This window comes from Pedobacter sp. PACM 27299, from assembly GCF_001412655.1.
Classification (GTDB): Bacteria; Bacteroidota; Bacteroidia; order Sphingobacteriales; family Sphingobacteriaceae; genus Pedobacter.
Genome location: NZ_CP012996.1, coordinates 4,403,286 through 4,426,782 on the forward strand (window position 1 = coordinate 4,403,286; position 23,497 = coordinate 4,426,782).

26 protein-coding genes are annotated in these 23,497 nt (G+C 37.8%); 12 read left to right on the plus strand and 14 right to left on the minus strand.

What is annotated here, in order from left to right; translation table 11 throughout:
* Positions 1–214: 214 nt before the first annotated feature.
* On the minus strand, positions 215–574 hold the full coding sequence (locus AQ505_RS18580) for a hypothetical protein (protein WP_062549553.1): 360 nt from the start codon (positions 572–574) through the stop codon (positions 215–217).
* A gap of 235 nt (positions 575–809) precedes the next feature.
* Here AQ505_RS18580 and AQ505_RS18585 point away from each other — a divergent pair, with 235 nt between their 5' ends.
* Positions 810–2,231 (plus strand): DNA/RNA non-specific endonuclease, encoded by a 1,422-nt coding sequence (locus AQ505_RS18585; RefSeq protein WP_082461623.1) that lies wholly within the window; start codon positions 810–812, stop codon positions 2,229–2,231.
* 135 nt (positions 2,232–2,366) lie between these two features.
* On the opposite strand, the gene AQ505_RS18590 is transcribed toward AQ505_RS18585, so the two are convergent.
* Positions 2,367–2,564, minus strand: coding sequence for a hypothetical protein (locus AQ505_RS18590; RefSeq protein ID WP_062549554.1), 198 nt, complete (start codon positions 2,562–2,564; stop codon positions 2,367–2,369).
* 141 nt (positions 2,565–2,705) lie between these two features.
* A complete protein-coding gene (locus tag AQ505_RS18595; protein ID WP_062549555.1) occupies positions 2,706–3,500 on the minus strand; it encodes a methyltransferase, TIGR04325 family in 795 nt (264 codons plus the stop codon).
* Positions 3,501–4,020: 520 nt separating this feature from the next.
* On the opposite strand from AQ505_RS18595, the gene AQ505_RS18600 reads away from it, so the two are divergent.
* The 3 genes from AQ505_RS18600 to AQ505_RS18605 all read left to right on the plus strand — a co-directional run bounded on the left by AQ505_RS18600 (position 4,021) and on the right by AQ505_RS18605 (position 6,150).
* A complete protein-coding gene (locus AQ505_RS18600) occupies positions 4,021–4,722 on the plus strand; it encodes a hypothetical protein (RefSeq protein ID WP_062549556.1) in 702 nt (233 codons plus the stop codon).
* A 626-nt stretch (positions 4,723–5,348) separates the two neighbouring features.
* Complete coding sequence (locus AQ505_RS27385) at positions 5,349–5,459, plus strand: transposase (protein WP_082461624.1); 111 nt, start codon at positions 5,349–5,351, stop codon at positions 5,457–5,459.
* 238 nt (positions 5,460–5,697) lie between these two features.
* Positions 5,698–6,150: a hypothetical protein gene (locus AQ505_RS18605; protein WP_062549557.1), complete on the plus strand. Its 453-nt coding sequence runs from the start codon at positions 5,698–5,700 to the stop codon at positions 6,148–6,150.
* Positions 6,151–6,253: 103 nt separating this feature from the next.
* Here the strand turns inward: AQ505_RS18605 and AQ505_RS26715 are convergent, their stop codons facing one another.
* From AQ505_RS26715 to AQ505_RS18620, 3 genes are all read right to left on the minus strand, one after another.
* Positions 6,254–6,949, minus strand: a complete 696-nt coding sequence (locus tag AQ505_RS26715) for a hypothetical protein (RefSeq protein WP_062549558.1) — start codon at positions 6,947–6,949, stop codon at positions 6,254–6,256.
* A gap of 346 nt (positions 6,950–7,295) precedes the next feature.
* Entirely contained in the window at positions 7,296–8,459 is a 1,164-nt protein-coding gene (locus AQ505_RS18615) for a glycoside hydrolase family 16 protein (RefSeq protein WP_062549559.1), read from the minus strand.
* 245 nt (positions 8,460–8,704) lie between these two features.
* Positions 8,705–9,016, minus strand: a complete 312-nt coding sequence (locus AQ505_RS18620; RefSeq protein ID WP_062549560.1) for a hypothetical protein — start codon at positions 9,014–9,016, stop codon at positions 8,705–8,707.
* A 344-nt stretch (positions 9,017–9,360) separates the two neighbouring features.
* Between AQ505_RS18620 and AQ505_RS18630 the strand changes: the two genes are divergently transcribed.
* Positions 9,361–10,449 carry an NAD(P)-binding domain-containing protein gene (locus tag AQ505_RS18630; protein ID WP_062549562.1) on the plus strand — a complete coding sequence of 363 codons (1,089 nt, stop codon included), beginning with the start codon at positions 9,361–9,363 and terminating at the stop codon, positions 10,447–10,449.
* A 473-nt stretch (positions 10,450–10,922) separates the two neighbouring features.
* Complete coding sequence (locus AQ505_RS18635) at positions 10,923–11,177, plus strand: DUF6266 family protein (RefSeq protein ID WP_062549563.1); 255 nt, start codon at positions 10,923–10,925, stop codon at positions 11,175–11,177.
* Between the two features lie 272 nt (positions 11,178–11,449).
* Here the strand turns inward: AQ505_RS18635 and AQ505_RS18640 are convergent, their stop codons facing one another.
* From AQ505_RS18640 to AQ505_RS18650, 3 genes are all read right to left on the minus strand, one after another.
* On the minus strand, positions 11,450–12,244 hold the full coding sequence (locus AQ505_RS18640) for a helix-turn-helix domain-containing protein (protein WP_062551113.1): 795 nt from the start codon (positions 12,242–12,244) through the stop codon (positions 11,450–11,452).
* A gap of 96 nt (positions 12,245–12,340) precedes the next feature.
* Positions 12,341–13,759: an aldehyde dehydrogenase family protein gene (locus AQ505_RS18645; protein WP_062549564.1), complete on the minus strand. Its 1,419-nt coding sequence runs from the start codon at positions 13,757–13,759 to the stop codon at positions 12,341–12,343.
* 210 nt (positions 13,760–13,969) lie between these two features.
* Positions 13,970–14,743, minus strand: a complete 774-nt coding sequence (locus tag AQ505_RS18650; RefSeq protein WP_062549565.1) for a class I SAM-dependent methyltransferase — start codon at positions 14,741–14,743, stop codon at positions 13,970–13,972.
* 302 nt (positions 14,744–15,045) lie between these two features.
* Between AQ505_RS18650 and AQ505_RS18655 the strand changes: the two genes are divergently transcribed.
* Genes AQ505_RS18655 through AQ505_RS18665 form a run of 3 tightly spaced genes read left to right on the plus strand, consistent with a single transcriptional unit; the run spans position 15,046 to position 16,932 of the window.
* Entirely contained in the window at positions 15,046–15,699 is a 654-nt protein-coding gene (locus AQ505_RS18655) for a FadR/GntR family transcriptional regulator (RefSeq protein WP_062549566.1), read from the plus strand.
* 5 nt (positions 15,700–15,704) lie between these two features.
* Entirely contained in the window at positions 15,705–16,538 is an 834-nt protein-coding gene (locus AQ505_RS18660; protein WP_062549567.1) for a sulfite exporter TauE/SafE family protein, read from the plus strand.
* Positions 16,539–16,542: 4 nt separating this feature from the next.
* The gene (locus tag AQ505_RS18665; RefSeq protein ID WP_062549568.1) at positions 16,543–16,932 is read left to right on the plus strand and encodes a DUF1634 domain-containing protein; all 390 of its coding nucleotides are present in this window, start codon (positions 16,543–16,545) and stop codon (positions 16,930–16,932) included.
* A gap of 72 nt (positions 16,933–17,004) precedes the next feature.
* On the opposite strand, the gene AQ505_RS18670 is transcribed toward AQ505_RS18665, so the two are convergent.
* Complete coding sequence (locus AQ505_RS18670; RefSeq protein WP_062549569.1) at positions 17,005–17,553, minus strand: TerD family protein; 549 nt, start codon at positions 17,551–17,553, stop codon at positions 17,005–17,007.
* Between the two features lie 393 nt (positions 17,554–17,946).
* Here AQ505_RS18670 and AQ505_RS18675 point away from each other — a divergent pair, with 393 nt between their 5' ends.
* On the plus strand, positions 17,947–18,621 hold the full coding sequence (locus AQ505_RS18675) for a GIY-YIG nuclease family protein (RefSeq protein WP_335338007.1): 675 nt from the start codon (positions 17,947–17,949) through the stop codon (positions 18,619–18,621).
* A gap of 91 nt (positions 18,622–18,712) precedes the next feature.
* On the opposite strand, the gene AQ505_RS18680 is transcribed toward AQ505_RS18675, so the two are convergent.
* Positions 18,713–19,594: a hypothetical protein gene (locus AQ505_RS18680; protein WP_062549571.1), complete on the minus strand. Its 882-nt coding sequence runs from the start codon at positions 19,592–19,594 to the stop codon at positions 18,713–18,715.
* 130 nt (positions 19,595–19,724) lie between these two features.
* Here AQ505_RS18680 and AQ505_RS18685 point away from each other — a divergent pair, with 130 nt between their 5' ends.
* Positions 19,725–20,624: a cation diffusion facilitator family transporter gene (locus AQ505_RS18685; protein ID WP_062549572.1), complete on the plus strand. Its 900-nt coding sequence runs from the start codon at positions 19,725–19,727 to the stop codon at positions 20,622–20,624.
* A gap of 91 nt (positions 20,625–20,715) precedes the next feature.
* On the opposite strand, the gene AQ505_RS18690 is transcribed toward AQ505_RS18685, so the two are convergent.
* Entirely contained in the window at positions 20,716–21,633 is a 918-nt protein-coding gene (locus AQ505_RS18690) for a bestrophin family protein (RefSeq protein ID WP_062549573.1), read from the minus strand.
* A 101-nt stretch (positions 21,634–21,734) separates the two neighbouring features.
* Between AQ505_RS18690 and AQ505_RS18695 the strand changes: the two genes are divergently transcribed.
* The gene (locus tag AQ505_RS18695) at positions 21,735–22,499 is read left to right on the plus strand and encodes a DUF72 domain-containing protein (protein WP_062549574.1); all 765 of its coding nucleotides are present in this window, start codon (positions 21,735–21,737) and stop codon (positions 22,497–22,499) included.
* On the opposite strand, the gene AQ505_RS18700 is transcribed toward AQ505_RS18695, so the two are convergent.
* Together AQ505_RS18700 and AQ505_RS18705 are read right to left on the minus strand one after the other, a co-directional pair.
* Positions 22,488–23,150: an ATP-binding cassette domain-containing protein gene (locus AQ505_RS18700; RefSeq protein WP_062549575.1), complete on the minus strand. Its 663-nt coding sequence runs from the start codon at positions 23,148–23,150 to the stop codon at positions 22,488–22,490. The genes AQ505_RS18695 and AQ505_RS18700 overlap by 12 nt on opposite strands.
* Positions 23,151–23,156: 6 nt before the next feature.
* A complete protein-coding gene (locus AQ505_RS18705) occupies positions 23,157–23,495 on the minus strand; it encodes a hypothetical protein (RefSeq protein ID WP_157262479.1) in 339 nt (112 codons plus the stop codon).
* Positions 23,496–23,497: the final 2 nt, after the last annotated feature.

Below are 23,497 nucleotides of genomic sequence, written 5' to 3' on the forward strand. Positions count from 1 at the left end.
GTTTGGTTTATTTGATTGCAAATATATAATTATACGCCGCAGCTGCTGAATTACCTCTCAATAATCTGAAAAATAAAGCATTATACTATTCAAACTATCAATTTAAAACAGAGATATGCGGAAGTAAGTATACGAATAACACACTTGCTCATTAATGATCAAATTGAAAGGCATAAATATGCCTTCAAACGACAAATACAGTCTATAAATTGAGTTATTCTTTAACATTTAGTATCTTTTTGATCAGCGCAATCTGTCCAAGATGGTAATGGGTATGTTTAATAATTCCATGAACGTTCCTAAAATAGTTTCCATACTTCGGATCTGTGAAATCTTCAAAAAGCTGCTCCTCCTTTAACCGCTCTATTTGCAGCGCAAAGCACTCCGCTTCCATCAAAGCTTTGTCTACTAATTTTTGCCAATCTCCTTCAGAGTTTATCGCAGGCGCATTAAAACTCAATTGATCACTAGCCTCCAAAGCCTCTCCTTCTAATACCTTTAATACCGCACTAACATAATAATTCGTAAGACTATAAAGATACCACAGCGCAATAAGCCTGTTATTTGTTAGCATTAAAATAAATACATAATATTAATTAACAATAAACGATAATATTCTATATCAGATTAACACGATTTAACTAAAATTTTTTTTCTGTATGAAGTTTAACAAATCTAAAATCATGTTTCAAAGCTCTGTGTCGAATTTTTGCACATTAAAACACCAATGTTAAATAATGAGAAAATCGATTAATTACTTAATGTTTTATTAATATTAAACCTTTTATTTTGCACCACAAATCAAATTTATGAGAATAAAACACTTACTTATTTACAGTTCACTGGTTATCTTTAGTTTAGCTGGTTGTTCTAAACAAATCACCTCTGACGCAATTGAAGCCCCAATAGAAAAGCTTCCCGAAAATTATAAAATCACAGAAGATTTTGAGAATGTTACTAAAGCTGCCTACGCTGCTGCCGACATTAATATCTCCACCGGATCCTGGAATTTTGACGACGCCTTAGTTGGAAATCTAGCAGCAGATCTTAAAAATGGACAAAAAAGTGTCCGTTTGAGAACTGGAAAAATCACCATGAATTTCGACGTGGCAGGACTAAAAACTTTATATATCAGTCACGGTAAATACGGAAAAGACGCGGATTTCACCTGGCAGCTATTGATGTCTGAAGATGGGGGAACAACCTTCACACCACTTGGCGCAGAGATCCAGGAAAAGAACACCACATTGGTGACCGATTCATTTAAAATTGATGCTAAAGGTAAAGTGCGTTTCCAAATCAAAAAAGCCAGCGCAACAGTTCGTCTTAATATTGATGACATCATTTTCAAAGGAACCGGAGAATCCGGCATTATCGTAGGTACTCCTGATACCGACCCAGGTGAAGACCCTTCTACACCTCCAACTTCTGACCCTTCAAGAGATCTTGTTATAGGTGCGGATGCACAACCTGCTACTGGTGATGATAGCAATGCACTTTTTGGAAACCCATCTGCAGCCAGTGGACTAACTCCGGATAACTACTTGCTGGATATGAGCTATTATGTTCAGTCTTACAGCAGCAGCCGCGGTACACCAAACTGGGTAAGCTGGCATTTAGATCCAAAAACCATTACACAAGTCACTAAGCGATTAGACAATTTCGCAGGTTACTCAGGTTTACCAAGCAATTTTTACCAGGTATCTAATACCAGTTATTATAATTCAGGTTTTGATAGAGGTCACAATTGTCCATCGGCAGACCGTACCAGCTCAACAGCAGCAAATGGTGCAACTTTCCTAATGACCAATATGATCCCGCAAGCACCAAATAACAATCAAAAACCATGGGCAGACTTTGAAAATTACCTAAGATCTCAAGTAGTTTCAGGTAATGAAGTTTACATTATTATGGGAAGTTATGGAACTGGTGGTATCGGTAAGTCAGGAGCATTAACCACTACAATCGATAATGGAAAAGTAACCGTTCCAAGTAATGTATGGAAAGTAGCATTGATTATGCCAAATGGTAACGGAGATGCTTCCAGAGTGAGCACTTCTACCAGGGTAATTGCTTTGAATACACCAAATGTGAATACCATCGATACAGATTGGAAAAAATACATTGTTACCGTTAGAGATATTGAAAAAGCTACCGGTTATAATTTGCTTTCTGCATTGCCTCAAGGAGTGCAGGATGTGATTGAAACCAGGAAAGACGCTGGTAACTAATAAATCTAAATTCCCATTTATAAAGCAGCCTTCGTATCAATAGATGCGAAGGCTGCTTTAGGATTAATCACATTCCAGCGGCTCTATTACTTTTTGCTCAACCAGATTCGATTTAGTCTCCTCATCAGGACGAGGTTAATCATCATCGTTAATTAAGCCACCAAACTTCAAATTAGCCCTTATGTTATCGTCGCCCAAATCAACGGCTTTAAGTATTGAGATCACAGCATCAATATCTTTTCCCCTTACCGCTTCATAATACTTGTCTATTAATCCACTTAAGTAGAGGCGTTCATTAACAGTCATTCCTGAATATTTACTTTTGCCATCCATAGTTAAAATGCGGGATTTACAGTTGATATTTTAATTGGTTTTAAATTTTTCAGATAGATAATATATATTAAGATCGTAACATTTCTTCATAATAATCTGCGTCATTTTTAATGATTAATATTCCGATCAGAACGTCAACCTCTAAGATTTTCTTACCAGGAAGAATCCTTTATCGTAACCCTGTACACTATTATCAATGTTTATTTGCTGCTCACCGACTACGTATGAGGCAAATTCAGTTTTGATCTCGTAGTTATCAAAATGCGCAAGAAAATTCTTTTCATTAAAAAACCACGAAGGATACTTTGCTTCGTAAATCTCTGGAGATACAATTTGCAAAGTCAATCTATCAGGGTTGTTATCGCAAATGAAAGCCGTTCTATCTATCAAAATGTATTTAAAGTCGAATTTTTTCAATTCATTTAGAAATTCGTGAGGCCTTTCCAAATACTGTACGACACCTGAGAGCAATAATATATCCGCTTTCTTAGTGCTCATGCTATCAGCAATTGTCGGATGGAACTTTAGAATATCATCCTCAAACATTGTTTTCCCACAATTCACATAGTCTTTTTGCTCCACTACACTCCAATGCACATCTAGTCCCGATGGAATAAAATCCCGAACCTGATAATAGGTGCTTCCTAGTGAGCCTCCAAAATCAATCACATTTAAACTATTATTGCAATTAATAGCAGCGTATAGAAGAGCGGTTATTACGGAATATGGATATATCTTTTCATCAAATAGTACAGAATCCCGTTCATAAACTGCCTCACCATTTTTTATCTTCAATAATGAATCGCGTGTTTTATTTAAAATTAAATCTGACTCATATCCCCCAGAAAGCGCTACAAGTTCGCTCCAATCTTTATAATCACCAAACCATCCATATCTATTGTTTTCAGCTTTCTTTTTTCTATTAAAAAATGACATATACAGTCTATAATTTGTTTGGTGAAATATAGAAATTTACTTTGACAGATAGTAGTTTTTAATCTAATGAAACCTATGTTTATTATAGAACTGCAACAATAAAAATGGGTGTTAAGTTAGGCTGCAATATTTTTTCTTTCCTCCAGAGTTATATCAACGAACGTTTGATATCTAATTCTATAGCTAGGGCCGTCCAATCACTGTAGGTAATATTTAGGTTCAATTTTCTGGCTCTCTTTCTATCACTGCGTTAAAAATCCTGTGTTATCTCAGCCTAGATTAAAAAATTTCAAAACATCCATAATTTCGCGATATTTTGTGTTCTAAGTTGTTAGTTAAAATTCACCAATAAGTGGCATTTTATTTGATTTCCCAAGTGCACTTAACGCAAAAGCGTTCATGAATTGAACCCTTATTGATCGCATAATGAATTGAAAATGCTGAAATACCACCACAAAACCCTATTTTGTCCTTCCAAACCAGTAGATCTTAAAAAGCCACAACAAATATATATATATCCATGAAAACTACGCTTCTCTCGTTGACCTTACTTTTTACCCTTAGCTTTACAAAAAGCCATGCCCAGAATGATCTTTCCGCCAAGCAGATCATAGAAAAAAACATTGATGCCACTGGCGGAAAAACCTACCTACAATCAATCAAAACCCTATATAGCAATATGGCTACCGAAATGGAAGGTCGCAAGGTCAACTGGATCACGAGAGAAATGCTGCCTAACAAAGGTTCTTTCCAGATCATTTATCAAGGCAGAACCGTGTTCCATACCTTCTATGATGGAAAAAAAGGCTACGAACTTTCTGAGGGCAAGAAACAGCTCGCTGACCAAGCGGAATTCAGCGACAAAAAATTCCGCAGAAATATTTTCAACGAACTGGACTATCTTGATCCCTCCCTATACACCTTAGAACTAGCAGGTAGCGACAAAGTAGAGGCACAGGATTGCTTTAAAGTAAAAGCTTCCTGTACCAATGGAACAATAAGAATGCTTTACTACAGTAAAAAAACATTCCTGCAACTGCGTGAAGACAAATCCACTACAGAAAAAGGCGGCTTCGACACCACCTATTTCTCTGGCTTCAAAAAATACGGAAAATTGACCTACTATACCGACATAGTTTTTGGAGACGGAGATAAGAAACAAACGGCAAAAATGATCGATCTGCTAGTCAACGAAAATGTCAGCGAGGATGATTTTCATTAAAAACTGACTACAATACATTAACCACCTTCGAAAAGGATGACAAGCATGACTGCGCGCAGGTATTATTGAGCATAATGCCCTTGCCGATACCCATCCAACTTTCGAATGTAGTTTTTATCAACAGCTGCATCTAATCATGTAAGTCAACCACCTACTATTGACCCCAGTACCACATGCAGGCCTAAAAAACTATCCAAAATTATAACTCTCTTATCCATTCACCAGTACATTCCAAACTTGAAATCCTAAAACCATTCCCAGCACAAAGCTGAACACCCTGGCTAAGCAAAACATAGCCCAGATGAAATAATTAGGATTAATCTAACAAACTTTTCTTCTGGTTACCAGCTTAGCACCTTTTCCATTTCGATGAGACTAATAGCAAGAACTTTGGGCTCACCGAATCTGCCCTCGATCTCATCGAAGGCAACAGAATTCCCATTTGCTACATAGCCATGTCGCTTGTACCAATCAATCAGTTCGATTCTGGTACTGATCACCGAAATCAAAATCCTGCGGCAGTTATTCAGTTGCTACATTTGAGTAGACACCAAATTAAGGGAATTTGATAACTTAACTGAAATTATCTCCCGAGAGAGAAAGCATAGCTAAAAGAGTTCAAGATAATGATTGTTGAACTTAGTAACACCCACACAGATCTGAGTGCCCTTGCTAAAGAATTAGATATCAGTTATAAGTTGTTATACCGCTGGCGAACAGAGTTTTCGAGTAAATAAGCAGTAGCTTTCCTGGAAATGAAAAGGTTATCCTCAGTGCAGCTGAGCAAGAACTACCTTTATTGAAGAAAGAACAACGTGAAACCCAGATGGAACGAAACATTTTAAAATAGAATTAAAATACCAATTCAATTTTTTACATTTGGGTTATTTAGAACCTCCAGTGCTTTCCATAGAATATTTTCATTAAATAGCGGATTATCACAATTTATAATCAATAATAATTCTAATTAACTATATGAAAATAAATTTCATTATCGCCTTTAGCTTATTAATATTAACGAGCTGCAGAAGTACCAATTCCCAGGTAAAAAACGAAAATCCTGAATTAATAAAACGAATTGATGTTTTCTTTGAAAAGTATAAGAAGAATGCAACTTCAGATGCAATCGATTTTATATTCGATTCTACCAAAGATGTCTCTCCTGGGCAACTCAAAGAACTTAAGGAGAAGTTGTCTTCTATAAATTTAACAATGGGAAAGTTTAATGGATATGAACAAATCACAATTCAAAGCACATCACCTAGCTTTATATATTATAGTTATTTAGTTAAATATGATATAAAACCCGTCCGATTCATATTTATATTCTATAAACCAGATGATCAGTGGAAGCTTTATAAATTTAAATATGACGACAAAATAGATACAGAATTGGAACAGTCTGGAGAAATTTATTTCCTCAAATAATTCACAAACATAAGTGTGGTAGTGTGGCCCCTGCAAAAACTACTTGCAGACTACAAAACAAACCTGAGATCAGATGATTTCAGGCTTGTTTGATTTAAAATAATTAGTACCCTTTGTATTCTTTTAACAATTTTACATCTGTAGTTGTACCAGGCCATATTTCAATCCTATAAAAATCGTCTGCTTCATCTTCATTTTGATATGTGCTTTCTAAATTTGATGAATAAATCCTTACCCTATATAGCCCGGGCTTTATTTCTATTTCGGATACAAGGGTCGAAAGCGGACAATCTAAAATATTTAAAACCCCAGATTTCACTTCTAAACCACCCTCTACCACATGGTCGTAATTTTCTAAAGACGTATTAGAAGGTCCATCAGTGACGATCAATTTAGCTATTATATGCCCGTAGCTTCCTGTATATACACCAACGATCCCATTCGCAATTGCCAATCTTGAAGTATTAGCGGTATCTGTCCAGAATTTTTCTGAATCAATTTCTGCAGCTCCTTTATCAGCTATATAAAATTGATGGTATCCAGTATAAAAATCAAGTTTATTCATATTATTTCTATTTCTGTAATAATTATGACGTCCCCCCTTTAAACCGAACAAGCCAAAGTAGAGTTTCGGGGGGAGGTCACTTCCTAGTGAGCCTCCAAAATCAATCACATTTAAACTATTATTGCAATTAATAGCAGCATATAGAAGAGCGGTTATTACAGAATATGGATATATCTTTTTATCAAACAATACAGAATCCCGTTCATAAACGGCCTCCCCATTTTTTATTTTCAATAATGAATTGCGTGTTTTATTTAAAATTAAATCTGACTCATATCCCCCAGAAAGCGCTACAAGTTCGCCCCAATCTTTATAATCACCAAATCAACCGTATCCATTGTTTTTAGGTTTCTTTTTTCTCTTAAAAAATGACATATATAGCGTATAATTTTCCTGGCGCAATATAGAATTTTACTTTGACAGACAGTAGTCTTCAATCTAATGAAATCTATATTTAATCTGGAATTGCGACAATAAAATAGGCATTAAGTTAAACAACAATTATTCAGGCACAATATCTCCATGGCTTTTTCATCCTGATGAGGTAATTTAAATAAGAACCCAAGTCTGAGACTAATAGTTACTGAATGGTTAAAGTTCCCCTTGTTGCTTTACTCGACACCCCATTTTTATCAATAAAATCCACGAAAAATTCAAAAGATGATCCTGATTTATTACCACCTGCCTGCAACATGGCCGTAGTGATCGTTATTTTAGGACCTGATAATCCAAAAGCTCCCAGGTCATTCCCTAAGGCATACCAATGTACGGTTATATTGGCAGGTACATTGGTCACTGTAAAGGTTTGCGATTCGCTTTTTACGATCTGTGCTGATACAGGGAAAAGATGTGGTTGAATCGGATTTTGCACATACTGACTCTTTTTATTACTATTGATCAGGCCATAGTATCTAATATATTCTATTTCCATAACCGCTGGCATAGCAGTTTTATTGATATTCTTCCCAACAAAATCACCACCAACACTTAGGCAAATATTTAGATCGAAGTAATCATTGAATGGCCATCCATCATATCCTTTACCATTGTTGCTAAAAGTACGCATCAGCACACCATTAAAGTACCATTTGATATAATCAGGAGTCCAGTCCATTCTATATTCATTGAACTGGTTCAGGGTAACTTGAGTGGGCAGCGTAACCATATTTGATGCACCGTATGAATTCGCTGAATGTACATTATAGTTTACTTGACGATCATTTTGTCCTTTAATTTCCACAATATCAAATTCGCCGCAATTGGGCCAACTTTTCAGATCATAGTCTTTGTGACGCTCGCCGAACCCAAAAATTGCCGGCCAAAGTCCAGCGCCTAATGGCATTTTTGCTTTGATAATATATCTGCCGTAACGCTGCTTTTTATTGGAAACAATTTTTCCTGAGGTATAATTGAAACCACTGTATGACTCATTTAAAGCAATAATCTTTAATTTACCATCTTCCACCTTCACATTTTTTGATCTGCCAGTGAAATATTGAAGCTCATGATTACCCCAGCCATAGTATCCATTACCGGTACTCATATTCCATTTCTTTGGATCAGGAGTACCCGTATAGTTAAATTCATCACCCCAGGTTATGGATGGACTGAATTTATATTGGGATCCAATAACAGATGGATCAGGTCTGTTTACTACATCCTCCCAGGCTACTGTCTTTAAACATCCCTGTGATGTTAAAGACTGCTCAGTTGCTAATTGGGTAATTTCTACAGCTGCTATCATTGAATTGCCTTCTATTTTATATACTGTACTATTAATATCGGGAATATACAGTTATTTCCATCTATTCTGCATAAGGGATACAGGCAGATATCTTTTTAATATAACTCAATTCATCATCAACCATCCTTTTTCATCCAATAAACATTTTCATGATCATCGATTATTTATAAAAACAAAAAAGTCGGAAGATTTCTCTTCCGACTATGATTGAATATAGCTTTTTTAATGCTTGATAAAGCTTAAAATTATTGAACTACTTTACCATCTTCTGCGATTTTGATAGAAGCCGCTTCTGCGTCTTTTTTGACGTCAACCTGGTAATACGTAGTTTTATCTGCATTCGTTACCAGGAAAGCGGCTACTGGAGTCCATGCTTTAATTGGTTCACTTTGTAATGTAGTTTTTACTGCTTCTGGAAGATCTTTCAATTCAACCGGAACTTTAGTGGCACTATCTTGTTTCAGGGTAATAGCTACTGGATTTTTTACTTCTGATGCGTTTACTGCTGTGATGGATGCGAATGCTAAAAATGCTGCTGATAAAATGATCTTTTTCATAACTTATATATTAGTGTTAAATATTCTTGTGAATTATACTAACACTAAGGTTCATAATGGTGCCACGAATCACCATCTTTGGCACCCCCCCTGAAAAAGAGACCATTACAAAATCAGGTCCGATTTTAACTGTAGAGATCCGCCACAGTTTGCTGAGTAAAGAAGCAGATCATTGCCAAACATCGAGTTTTTATTCTAACATTATACTTCTTAAAGCTAGAAATAAATCAAATTCTGGAATAGCTTTAGGTTTATTTATCATAGATCAACTCAATACTTTAAAAGCTTCCTTAACTTTACTCTAGCATCAGCGTTGCTAGAGTAAAACCTATAAAAGTTAAGCTATGATTCCTGACAAAAATGTTTTTTACAAAGTAGACATTGTCGTGATTGGGGCAGGACAAGCTGGTTTATCAGCAGCCTACAATTTACAACGAGAAGGCATAAAACCTGGAAAGGGATTTGTTGTTTTAGACTATGAATTTAGTCCGGGTGGCGCCTGGCAGCATCGTTGGGATTCTCTAACGCTAAGCAACGTAAACGGCGTCAATGATTTACCAGGAATGGCCTTTTCCGCTATTGTAAATACTAAGGAAACAGCGTTGCAAGCGAATATTGCAATTCCAAAATACTATGAGCAATATGAGAAAGCCTTTAATCTTCCAGTCATTCGTCCCATAAGAGTAACTGATATTACTGAACAAAACGGGCGGTTTATCATCCGAACAACCGGAATTCAATTTAGTGCTCGCGGATTGATCAATGCTACCGGCACCTGGAAAACCCCACACTGCCCTAAATATCCCGGCTGGGAAAAATTCAAAGGGAGGCAACTGCACACTGCTGAGTATAAAAACGCTAAAGAATTTATCGGAAAACATGTGATAGTTGTGGGTGGTGGTATTTCAGCTATCCAATTACTCGGGGAGATTTCAGCAGTAACCCAAACTACTTGGGTTGCCCGGCGATCTCCTGATTTTAAAGAATATGAATTTTCACCAGAAATAGGTCGTGAAGCTGTAGCTTTAGTAGAGAAAAGAGTAAGAGAAGGCTTGCCACCTGAATCAGTGGTTTCTGTAACAGGCTTACCCATCACTCCTGCTATTAAAGAAATGTTGAGCAAAGGAGTGCTAGATCGAAAACCTATGTTCAAAGAAATCATTGAAACAGGGGTTCGATGGGAAGATGGAACTACATTGGATGCTGAGGTTATTTTTTGGAATACTGGTTTCCGCCATTCATTAAATCACCTTGCTCCCTTAAAGTTAATGAATGATAAAAATGGAATTGAAATGTCTGGAAAGCTGGCCACACAGGTCGTTAAAGACCCACGTATCCACCTCACCGGATATGGTCCATCAGCATCTACTATTGGCGCAAATCGTGCCGGCCGGACTGCAGCTATAGAGCTGATCGAATTTCTTGAATTGTAAACTAGTATATATTACCTTATTTCCACGCTAACTCATCGCCGCCAAATTCGTCTTCATCGATCAGCCTTTTTCCCAATCCTGATCATTTAGATTTTTAGTTTCCATAGTCATTATGATTTAATAAAATAAAATCTACAAACTTTCGTAGCTGTAATTTTGAGCGTTTAACTTTGTATTTAGTGGATTTACCCACTTGACTCAACTAATTTAGCTATTATCTTTAAAATTACCATATTCAGCTAAGTACTCCTCAGCCGTTTAAATTTAGATCTTAATACCTCTTTTCACCTATTTTGAGGTAATTGTCTTTTAGCATTTACTCTTCTTTCTCCTTGGCGCTCATAATGAAGAATTTCTGAAATATTTACAATATGATTATTAGATCACTCATAGGTGATTGATAGGTCCTTACTTAGTCAAACTGACCTATCAAAGCCAATTTAAAGTCCTGGTAATGTTTAATTTAATTAGTCATGAATAACAATTTATACCGAATGGATTCTATAACTTCTCTTTATAAATTATTGAAAAGCTTTAAACTCATCACTGCCGGAACAGATAAAAAATTTTACAATGCAGCCGTTTCTTACAATAAAAAGCAGGCGCTGCCGGGAAGCTATCCAAACATCAGTATGGATTATACAAAAGCACTGCTGAGCATGGGAAACCTTTTAACCGCAGCTAAAACAGGGATTTCCAGCCAGGAAGATGGTATCGAATTCAAATGAGAAGTTCCCGCAGATCTAGCGCAGGAACGTAGAAATGATCGCGCTATGTTATTGATTTATTTTCCAGATGCTGGTACCTCTAGCTATATGCGGAGCGAGAAAACACGAAGGACGAGAAGTGGTTTACATTCCAAAAAACATACTGAAAACCATATAAAGGCCTATATTTCTTTTATGAATGAGGATCATTTCCTCAGCACCTATTTATAATTACACCTGCTTAGCTTCTCCCTCCTGAGCGTTCAATCATTTTACGAACGTTGTTGTTAAGGCTATCCTAGCTGTGATGGTGCCACTCCAAATTCTTTTTTGAAAGCAAAAGAAAAATGAGACAAATTTTCAAAGCCTAGTTCGATATAAATATCAGATGGACGGGATTTACCATGAGTAATCAGATAATGAGCTTGTTTCAACCTCCGCTTTTGCAGCCATGTTCTAGGAGATAGCTGAAATATCTTTTGGAAATCCCGCTTAAAAGTGGCTAAACTACGACCTGTAAGAAAAGCAAAACGCTCCAGCTTCACATTGAAATGGTAGTTCTTTTGCATAAACGCTTCCAGATTTATTTTATGAGGGGCTGATAAATCAAAAAGCACCTGTTTTAGCTGCTTGTCGTAAGCAAATAGCAACTGCAAAGCTTCATGTTGCTTTAATTTTAACAATTCAGGGGCATTGTTTTCTAAGAGCTGGCGATATTGTAATAAAGACTCCATAAAATAACGCAGATGCGGAGCCTGAGACAGCTCGATAAATGATGGCGTTTCTAGTTTCTCCTTTAACACAAAGCCCTCATGAACAATAGCTTCCCGCAGCAATTCATCATCTAATAAAATCGACAGCGATTTGAATTCCTCCTTCTCCAATGGTTTCTTTTCAAACTTTAGCAAGTGGTTTTTCCTGGCCAGATAAACATCTCCTTTTTTGAATGTTCTGCGCAGTGTACCATCATTCAATTCCATTTCACCAGATACGATCATTCCCAGGCTATGCTGAGAAACAAACTGCTCTCCTTCTCTAAAGGAATTGAAATGACAGGAATAATTGATGTATTTAATAGTTTCTGCCATAATCATATCAAATAGTTGTATTCCTTAGTAATTAAATAGAAAGCATCTTGCCTAAAAACTGGCAAGATGCTTAAATATATAAATCTTTATCTTTACTTAAATCAATATGGTTTTAGGCTCCAAATATTCCTCTAAGCCAAAAACACCAAATTCCCTTCCGATACCAGACTGTTTAAAACCACCAAACGGCGCTAAGGGATCGTGCTTGAAACCGTTGATACAAACGCGGCCAGCATCTATCTGTGAAGCTATACGTAATGCCCTGCTTTCATCGGCAGAACTAATATAGGCAGCCAAACCGTAGGTCGTATCATTGGCAATAACGACAGCTTCTGCTTCATTTTCATAGGGAATAATGGAAAGCACCGGTCCGAAGATCTCTTCTTGTGCAATGCGCATATCATTACGGACATCCGTAAATATAGTGGCCTTCACAAAGTTTCCGTCTTCCAGACCATCAGGTTTACCGGTTCCACCAGTCAACAACGTTGCCCCTTCACTTAAACCAAGCGAGATATATTCCTGCACACGCTCGTATTGCTTAACAGAAACCATCGGCCCAACGTTTGTATTTTCATTGGCAGGAAAACCAACTACAACACTTTCGGCAGCAGCTTTGGCAAGCTGGTTCGCAAGTTCTAATTTAGCTTTCGGCACCAGCAAACGCGTAGGTGCAATACAGGCCTGTCCACTATTCATATAGGCTCCAAATACAGCTTGAGAAATAGCTTTTTCAAAATCTGCGTCTTCCAATATGATATTAGGTGATTTCCCGCCAAGTTCCAATGTCACCCTTTTTACAGTATCAGCTGCCATTTGGGCGATTCTTTTTCCAGTTATTGTCGAACCTGTAAAAGATATTTTTGCCACATCGGGATGTGTGACGATTTCAGTACCAACTACCCCCCCTAAACCGTTCACCAAGTTGAATAAACCCTTTGGCAAATTCGCTTCGTGGAAACATTCAAGAAGCAGTGCAGTCTGCAAACCACTCATTTCACTGGGCTTCACGACTACTGTACAACCGGCAGCAACTGCAGCGGCTAGTTTACTACAGATAAAACTATTGCTGGAGTTCCATGGAGTGATCATTCCTACCACACCAACTGCTGTCATCTCTACCAAAGTATTGTTACCGACTTTCCGTTGAAATTTAAAATCTTTCAGGGTAGCGATCATATCGTCGAATGCAGAAATGGCATTTTGTACACTCATGGTACAAAATTGCCTTGTCCCTCCATATTCAAGAATCATCACTTCTATGAGCTCCTGTTTTCTCTTGCTCAGCGCATTTTTTAACCTTTCCAGGATGGCTATTCTTTCTGCAATACTGCTCAACGAAGCAATCTTGAAAGCATTTTTGGCCGCAATAATAGCAAGTTGAGCATCTTTGACCTCACCTAAGGTTAACTCCCCAATTTTTTGATGATTGCTCGGATTGATTAATTCGAAAACTTCAGTCCCTTGTAATGCTACAAATTCACCATTGATATAAGCCTTATTTAATTGTTTCATGTTCTTTTTTTAACAAAGTTCATAGAAAAAACAACGACTTACTTTGTTGTACAGCTCAAAAACACTTTGTTCTGCAGCTCATCCATGCGCATATAAAGTTCCAGTCCCATAAAAGAAAAACAGTGTTGCTTTCGTAAAAACAACACTGTCCATAAAATTTATGCAAAAGCAAAGCACATGGCTTTACTTAGGATATCGGAAGATTCAAATCTAAAATGTTAAAACAACAGACATAGAGTCTGGCTGCAGGTATAAATCTTCTCCACAGTTGCAACGAAGATTTATAAAATCAAAATTATTGGTATTACAAGAAAAACAGAAATCAGGCAGCACGTTTCTTCTGTAGAATTTCAAGGTTTTGATTTTGTTGAATAACAGTTCAACCTCCTCATAAGTAAAAAGACTGTTTTTAAAATCAATCGTATTTTTTACTTCCGAAGGTGTTCTCCCATTGGTTTTAAGGTGTTCAATTAATAATAAACACTGCAAAGGCATGAATACATTCTCTGGTTTTTTACTAAAAGAAAAAGATGTTCCCTGGAACTGTTTTACTCTGGTTTTATAATACGAATGATGTGGATGTGCAGTATGAAGGTCTTCCAGAATATAGATAGCGTCCTCTTTTAAATAGGGCAAGCTCTCAATTAAAGATATTTTTTGATGTAAAGGATCGTGACTTCCATCTTCAATTAAAACATCAATCTGGCTACCTATCGACTTTAAAATAGAATGATAACCAGCAGCATCACTCTGATCAGCCTGGAAATATTTAATATGGTTGTCTTTTGGCCAGGAAGGGATCTCCTCCACAATGTCAAGACCAAAAATATTCGCACTAGGATAACGCTCTCTCCAATATCTGATAGAATCTCCTTTAAAAACTCCAATTTCTAAGACGTTTTTCGCTTCTTTTGGTAGTAATTCTTCATAGAAGTTGATGTATTTATGCCAGAAAATTTTATCCGAGATAGGCGAAGTGTTCATGTATTGATGTTTTATAGGTTTATTTGTTCGGCGAATTTATAAAAAAAACAGGTACGAATATTATTTTTCAAATTAACTTACCAAACCTAAACATTTTACGTCCCTCTTTTCTGAACTTTAAATTCGCTCAAAAAAGAGTGGCTTAGAGCAAAAAAACAGTATTTCATAGATTTCAAGCCTTTCAACACTTCCAACCTGGCCTCTCTCAAGGTGGCTATTAAGTCTATGTTCTGTCAAATTAACAATTAAAACATCTGATGTTTAGACACCTACCATACCTTTGAAACATCAGATGTTTAAATATGAATAAAACGATAAAACTTTCCGACAAGGTCATCATAGAGATCAAGAAAGACATCGCCTCTGGCAAACTCAAAAAAGGAGAAAAGATCCCCGCAGAACCGGAATTAATGGAACATTACGGAGTGGGACGCTCTACCATCCGCGAAGCGATAAAAACATTATCCATTTCAGGTATACTTAGAGTACAGCAGGGATCCGGCACTTTTGTAGTGTCCAAAATAAAAGATGAAACCCTCTCCCAACGATTAAAAAGAGCGGATTTTGAAGAAATCAACAGCGTGCGTGCGCTATTAGAAAAGGAAATTGTAAAACTGGCCAGTCAGCACCGAAGCGATGCAGATTTGACGATGATGGAAAACCTACTCCTGCAACGGAAAAAAGCCATTGACGAGCAGCAGCAAAAGAAATGTGCAGAGGCAGATATTGCTTTCCACATCAGCATTGCTAAAGCTTCCGGCAATCAGGTTCTTTCTGATCTGTATGAAAACTTTACGGTGGTCATGCGTAATTTTTTTGAGCTCAGAGATGCCGCAGACATCAAACATTTTAACAGCAGTCAGCATTCACATGAAGCTTTATTTGAAGCCATCAAAAAACAAGATCCAAATCTGGCAGAACAACTCACTATTGACATTTTAAATAACAACTATTAAGCTTTATGAATATTTTACTTTTCACCCTCGTTCTATTGTTGGGGGCTTACCTGGCCGGACTTGCTGGCTCCTTAACCGGCCTTGGCGGTGGTGTAGTCATCATTCCGCTCCTTACCTTAGGCTTTCATGTCGACATCCGTTATGCCATTGGCGCCGCATTAGTGGCTTCTATTGCCACTTCTTCCGGCTCCGCCAGTGCCTATGTAAAAGAAGGGATCACCAACGTCCGACTGGGGATGTTTCTGGAAATTGCCACCACTGCAGGAGCAGTAATGGGTGCAATTCTTGCCATTTATACACCTGTTAACCTGGTCGCCATCCTGTTTGGCGTCATGCTGATTTTTTCAGCAGCCATGACCCTAAGAAAAAAACATGAGGATGCCTTACAGGAAGGCAGTAAACTTTCCTACAAATTGAAATTAAACGGCAGCTATCCCACTAAAGAGGGCGAGGTTTCTTATAAACTAAAGAATATTGGCGGAGGCTTTTCCATCATGACCATCGCAGGCGTACTTTCTGGGTTATTGGGCATAGGATCAGGCGCTTTAAAAGTGCTGGCTATGGATACGGCGATGCGTGTACCTTTTAGAGTGAGCACCACAACCAGTAATTTTATGGTAGGCGTGACCGCAGCAGCGAGTGCCGTAGTCTACTTACAAAGAGGATATATTGATCCAGGGATTGCTTTTCCAGTGATCATTGGGGTACTTGCTGGTGCTTTTACCGGTTCCAAACTCCTGATGCGCATCAATGTAAAATCGCTGAAAGTGATTTTCTCCATTGCCATTACGCTCATTGCAATCAACATGATTTATAACGGTATCAACCATAAATTCTAATCAGATGGGAAAGAATAAAAAAGTGACCGACTATGATATGGAACAACTGATTGGTCAGGTTTTAAGGTATGGCGTATTAACGTCTGGGATGATCGCCATTATAGGTGGCATCTGGTACCTGATTCAAAGTGGCTCAGGAATCCCAAATTACACTTCGTTTAGTGGAGAACCCGCCGGATACACCAGTTTAACAGGGATCATTAAAGGTCTAGCAGCAGGCAGTGCGAAGGAAATTATACAGTTGGGTGTGGTCATTCTGATTGCTACCCCAATCCTGCGCATTGTTTTTTCTTTAGTCTCTTTTATACTGGAAAAAGATAGGCTTTATGTAGTAATTACCTTAATCGTACTGCTTATTATCATATTCAGTATGTTCGGCGGACTCAAAGTCTAGCCCCTCTTAACACCTGCATATATAGTATTGGTTGTCTGCCTCATCAACAGCAGCAGACAACCAATATTTATATTATTCGTATTTATTCAGGTAATCCTGTAAACCGCCATTCATTCCTGCGCCTACGGCTTCAAATTTCCATTCTCCATTTCTTCGGTAAATTCTGCCAAATTCCACTGCAGTTTCAATAGAGAAGTCTTCTTCTAACTCATACGTCATCAGCTCCATTCCATTCTGATCTACGATGCGAACAAAAGAGTTTCTCACCTGACCAAAATTCTGCTTGCGGGCTCCAGCCTCATGAATCGTCACGACGATACAAAGCTCCGAAACTCTCGGATCAACTTTTGAAAGGTCAACTTTAATGCTTTCATCATCTCCGTCACCTTCTCCGGTTAAGTTGTCACCAGTATGTTCGATTGCGCCATCTGGCGAATTCAGATTGTTATAAAAAACAAAGTAATCATCTGATACCAGTTTTTTGTTTTCTCCAAGCATAAACACCGAAGCATCTAAATCAAAATCATGTCCGGTGGAACTGTTCGTATCCCATCCTAATCCTACTGTAAATTTTGGAGCATTGATGTTCTCCCGCTGTCCTTTTCTTAGGTTAATAGCCATAATCTTTCTGGTTATTTTTACAAATTATTCTAAACGTTTATCGCAATTTACGGTATTCCCTAAAGATTCCCTGCTTTACGTTATATAAAAAATACAAACAATCGATGAAGATGTCACATTTCTAAAACATTGGCACAAAAAACGGAAATGTGGAACGGATATTGCTATTCTTAAGCACAATCTATGTTAAAAAAGCAGGTCAAAGTTGACGATTCTTCCCCTATTGTCAATTTTTCTTCAGGTTTGCATTACGTTACTATTAATAGCGTTAACCTCTAATTACTTGAGGTATTATGGAACGAGAATCAAAATATTAATTAAATATTAATTGGACAAATTTGCGTGTATGACGCTAAATCATTTTAAAGCCAATTAATATGACTAATTTTGGAAATGACAATGAAGCACCTAATAACAAAGGAACAGGAAACTTTTTTAAAAAAGCACAAAATCTCATCCGAACTATTGTTCGATGCCCAAGGAGAGGACATATCAGAAAATTTGCAGAAAAGTATGACTGAAGCTGACAAGGTGATTGCTTGCAACACCGCGCCATGCACGGAGAATGACACCCATACGTTAAGAACGATTGGAGGTTTTTGTCCACAATGCGATACGACTAAAATTGCTGCTGCTTTAAGGGAACTTAAACCAGGTTACATTTACTTCTCAGGGTCCAAAAGAGGAGGATTAATTAAAATCGGTTCAACAAACGAAGGAAAGAGTAAGACACTTACCTTAAATTTAGCTACTGCCAGAGATGGCGGTTATGACGACTGGGAACTTCTTTTCAGTGCAAAAACACCAACACTAGGAAGAGTAGAACGTTTAATCACTGATAAACTTGCAGAATACAAAGCAGCTTATCAAAGTGAAAAAAGCGGTAAACTACAGAACGGCGGCGAATTATACAGATGTTCGTTCCTGAAAGCTAAAGAAGCTTATCTTGCCGTTACTGAAGAAAATCAATTTGATTTCACTCAGGTGAGCGAAAAGAAACACATCACTTCTGAATACCAATTCAAAAATTTGAAAATGACAGCTAGAAAAGCAGTTATCGAAGCATAACTCTTTATCCATGATATTTGACCTTCGGGTCTTGAAAGACCAGTATCAATTAATTCTCTAGGAGTTAGATGACACTGGTCTTTTCTATTGTTTATGGCTTTTTCACGATCAGATCTTCCAGCGCTGGGACATTCGCTTTTAACTGCGCTAATTCCGTTTTATATTTCAACAATTCTGCCTCTTCTTGCTCCGTCAGGCGTTCTTCATTTTTCAATTCATATTTTTGGCCATCTAAAACCAGCATATTGGTATAACAGTCCATCGCCAGGTGGTAAGTGTTGAAATCTGTCAAAGGAAAAGTCATTTCTTTCCAATTGATCACATTAGAATTTTGCTTTACCGTTTCAAAAGAAAAACTGCAGCTCAAAACTTTGGTTTCTTTTGGCGCGAAGGATACTCCTTCAGCCGGTCCTTTTACACAACTCCAGCCATCATTGATGTCCGTTGTGGAACCGTAACCAATTACAGTTTCATAAGTAGTCAATACCTGATCACTTTCATTGGTAAAAGCACATAGGATCACAAACTGTCCTGATATCACATCAACACTTAAAGGTTTCGCTTTTAAAGCACCCAATTTCTGCTTTAACGCGTCAGATTTTTTCTTTTTAGCATCCAATGTTCCCATTTCCTTTTCCAATTTATCAACCTTCCGCTGGTAGTCTTCTTTTACATATTGATTGGCCATTGCATACGCTTCTTCCAGGTTTTTACCATTCAGGCGTTTCCATACCAGCTCATCAAAGTTTTCTTTCTTCAGCGCAGGCTGATGGTCTCTATCGTAAATGGCAGAAAATGCAAGCACTCTTAAAGCAAGCTCCAGTTTTTCTTTTCCGGCGGCATCAAGGCCCGCTGCAATCTTATCTTTTGATGCTTTAAACTTCTCTTTAGATCCTCCCTTGAAACGATCCTGGCTAAAAACCAGGACAGGGAAAATGATCAAAATCAACAACAGGTAACTATTCCATTTCATAATCAACGATTCGATTCTATATAACTTTCTAACCTTATTAACGCGATACTGGGAGAAATACCACAAGATTAAAACGCTTTAAAGGTAAACTATTAAAAAGTTTTTTTGTTAATCACAGACAACCGCTGATATGATTAAAGACAATAAATCCATTTACAGTGCTTTAGCCGCCAATCTTCTCATTGCCATCACCAAATTTATTGCCGGTGGTTTTACCAATAGTTCTTCGATGATCTCTGAAGGTATTCACTCTTTGGTAGACACGATCAATCAGGTACTACTGTTATATGGCCTAAAAAAAAGCAGGAAGGCGCCCGATCAATCAAGACCCTTTGGCTATGGTAAAGAGCTGTATTTCTGGTCTTTTATTGTCGCCATTTTAATCTTCGGCCTTGGTGGTGGTATTTCCATTTACCAGGGTATCCAGCACATCATTAAACCAGAACCAGTGAACAACCCACTGATCAATTATGGGGTGCTGATTTTATGTTTACTTTTTGAAGGCTGGTCTTTGCGCATCGCGATCAGGGAATTTAATCAGCAAAGAAATGGCCTGAGCTGGTGGAAAGCCATTGTCAAAAGTAAAGACCCTTCCAGTTTCCTGGTGCTATTTGAAGATGGAGCGGCAGTCCTCGGTTTACTAATTGTTTTCATTTTCATGCTGGTCGGACATAATTTCGACATGGATTATATGGATGGCTTAGCCTCTGTATTGGTTGGTTTGTTACTGGTATTTGTGTCCGCTATTCTAGCCAGAGAAAGCAGAAGCCTGCTCATGGGAGAAGGTATAGCCCCGGAAACCAGGGAAAAGATCAAATTACTTGTTGAAAAAGATCCATCGGTGATTAGAATTTCCAATATCATTTCTACTTACCAATCTCCTGAAGAGGTTTTACTGGTGATCATTGTCATTTTTCAACCGGATATCGATACAGAAGACATTACGGACGCCATAAGCCGGGTTCGCGAAAACATCAGAAAAGAGTTTAAGTTTATTAAATTCATCATTATTCAACCATCAGAAGATTAATTTTTCCAACGGCAGATGCATTCCTATCTGAATCCATGGGATCAAATGAAGATCCCTTTAATTGATTCTCCTATTCAATTGATTTTCCCATTTAATTCAGGATCCCTTCAGTACTTTGACTGGCTGCAGGAACCGCCTTCCCTCCCATTTCCAATAGCGTCGTTTCAATCATACTGGTCATCGCGTTTAAAGCCAGATCGTTGGGTTCAGTTCCAAAAGGCTCTTCAATTTCATCTGCAATGGCTTCCAGGGCGACAAAAGTATAGGCGATAAAGCTGACAATAAAGGGGGTGAACCAGCTCAGGCTGTCTACAAAACCAAAGGGAAGTAAAAAACAATAAATATAGACGGTGCGGTGTAATAAAATACGGTAAGTATAAGGAATCGGTGTGGAAGCAATTCGTTCACATGCCCCTACAATATCTGATAACTTATCTAAATTCTGATCAAAGGAACTCTGTAGAATAGTATCTATTTTCCCTTCTTCTTTCGCTTTTTGTACCCAAGCCCCCATTTCTTTCATCAGCAGAATTGGCTTATAAATCGCTGGTTTCAGCTTTTCAGTCAATTCCGGACTCAGCCTCTTATCCAGATCGGCACTCGCATCTGTATGCCTCAACTGGTGTTTTAAGGCATAAGTAAAAGCAATCAGGTAATGAATAAAGGCAGCTACTTCTTTGCTTTCCGGTGGATAGCCACTCATGGTGAGTGCTTGTCTGGCTAAAGATCTGGTATCATTTAATAAAGCGCCCCAAACTTTTCTCGCTTCCCAAAAGCGATCATAGCTGGCATTATTTCGAAAACCTAAAAATAAGGCCAGTGCAATGCCAAATAAAGTAAATGGTGCCGGACTTAAAGGAATCTTAAAATCGAATAGTTTCCCTTTTAAATAGACCACACAAACAGAGAGTAAAAACAAGAGCAATAATCTGGGAAGTAACTGCGGTAAAACCGATCCTTTCCATATAAAAAGCATTTTAAACCAATGTTCATTCTTTCTTATGATCATAAATCAAAAATCCGATTTTATTTATAATTCACAGCATTTTTTGGCTTGTAAAATAAGCCATTGAAATAAAAACCAGGATAATTCTAACTTGTTATAGCTATATGGAAAAAGTCATTTATACTGGAACCAGTGGTTTGATACTTCCCGTTCCAAACAAACAACACCTCCCTATCGAATTCCAAGATAAAAGCAGGCTAACCTATTATGCTACCTTATTTAATAGCATAGAAATCAACAGTTCTTTCTATAAGATCCCGATGCCCGCTACGGTAAACAAATGGGCAGAAAGTGTCCCTGAAGACTTTAAATTTACATTTAAACTCTGGCGTGACCTCACACATGCACCTGGACTTGCTTTTAAAAAAGAAGATGTGAATCGTTTTATAGAAACAATCAATCAAGTTGGAGAAAAGAAAGGTAGTTTACTGGTCCAATTTCCACCCAGTATTGTTCAGAAAATCTACATTCCACATGTCATGCGTTTATTGTATACCATTCGGGAAGCCGATCTGGAACAAAATTGGGATCTTGCATTAGAATTCCGCCATGACTCCTGGTATAGGGAAACCACTTACAATTTACTCCATGAATTCAATGCTTCACTGGTTTTTCACGATAAGCCGGGTTCCGCAAGTCCGATGAAAGAAATGAGAGCTGACTTCATTTACCTGCGTTTTCATGGCCCAACAGGTGATTATAAGGGGAGTTATGAGGATAGTTTCTTAGCTGAATACAGTCATTACATCGATGAATGGAGAAAAGAAGGAAAAACGGTGTATGTGTATTTTAACAATACTGCTGGAGATGCCATTCGCAACCTACAGACTTTAAATGCTGAAGTGGATCAATTGGCATTAATTCCTTGATCTGACATAACCCAACCGCTCCAGATCAGTAATATCTTTTACTAAATACAGCTTTTCCTCGGCTAAAACATATAAATCGCTGGCAAGATCTATGACTTCCTTATACATGTGATCAGTGATTAGAAAACCCTTATTCGGCTGTTCTTCCCGGATCAATTTCTTGATGCTGGAGATCATTAATGGACTCAAATGAGAAAATGGTTCGTCTAGCATTACAAATTCAGACTTTGCTTTGATCAATATGTAGGTTTCCACCAAACGCCTTTGTCCGCCGGAAAGCTGTATCATTTTACTTCGATACTGGAGTAGGAATTCCGGAAAGTACTGTTCAAATGGTTCATAATCCAGATTAAAATCTGAGAACACCCGGTCTAAAGTTAAATGAGCAGGAATGAAGTTGTATTGAGGGAGGTACGACAACAGTTCGTGGTGCCGATAGGCATTAGGTACGGATTGCCCATCAAAACGCACCGACTTATTTCCGGGCACCAAACTTCCGAAAATGATGTTCATCAAGCTCGACTTTCCAGTGCCGTTTCTGCCTAGTATACCAGTGATTTTACCGGTTTTAATTTTCAGGTAAATGTCGGATAAGATCTCTCTGGTCCCAAATTGCAAGTTTACACTGTCTACTTCTAATTGATGAACCATACGATCTTAAAGAAAAAGGTTAAAAAAATCTATACTTACTCCCGGGAACTTCCCTGATAAAAGGAAAAGAAATGAAAAGATCAGGAACTCCAATATCATCGTTCCAGACCATAAAAAGGTCTTGGAAATCCCTAGATTCTGGTAATACAAAAACTCTTTATACTTGTATTTACTGATGTAATAAGCAACAATTCCAAGTGTTGCTATTTTAAACCAGATTAGGATGGTTAGTGCCGCCATGCCCAGGTAAGCAAACAGCGCGGCACAGGCAATGGAAGTCAGAAATGTGGCAGCAAAAAAGTTGCCGTAAAAAGTCATTAAGAGGCGAACGGACTTGTAATTCATTC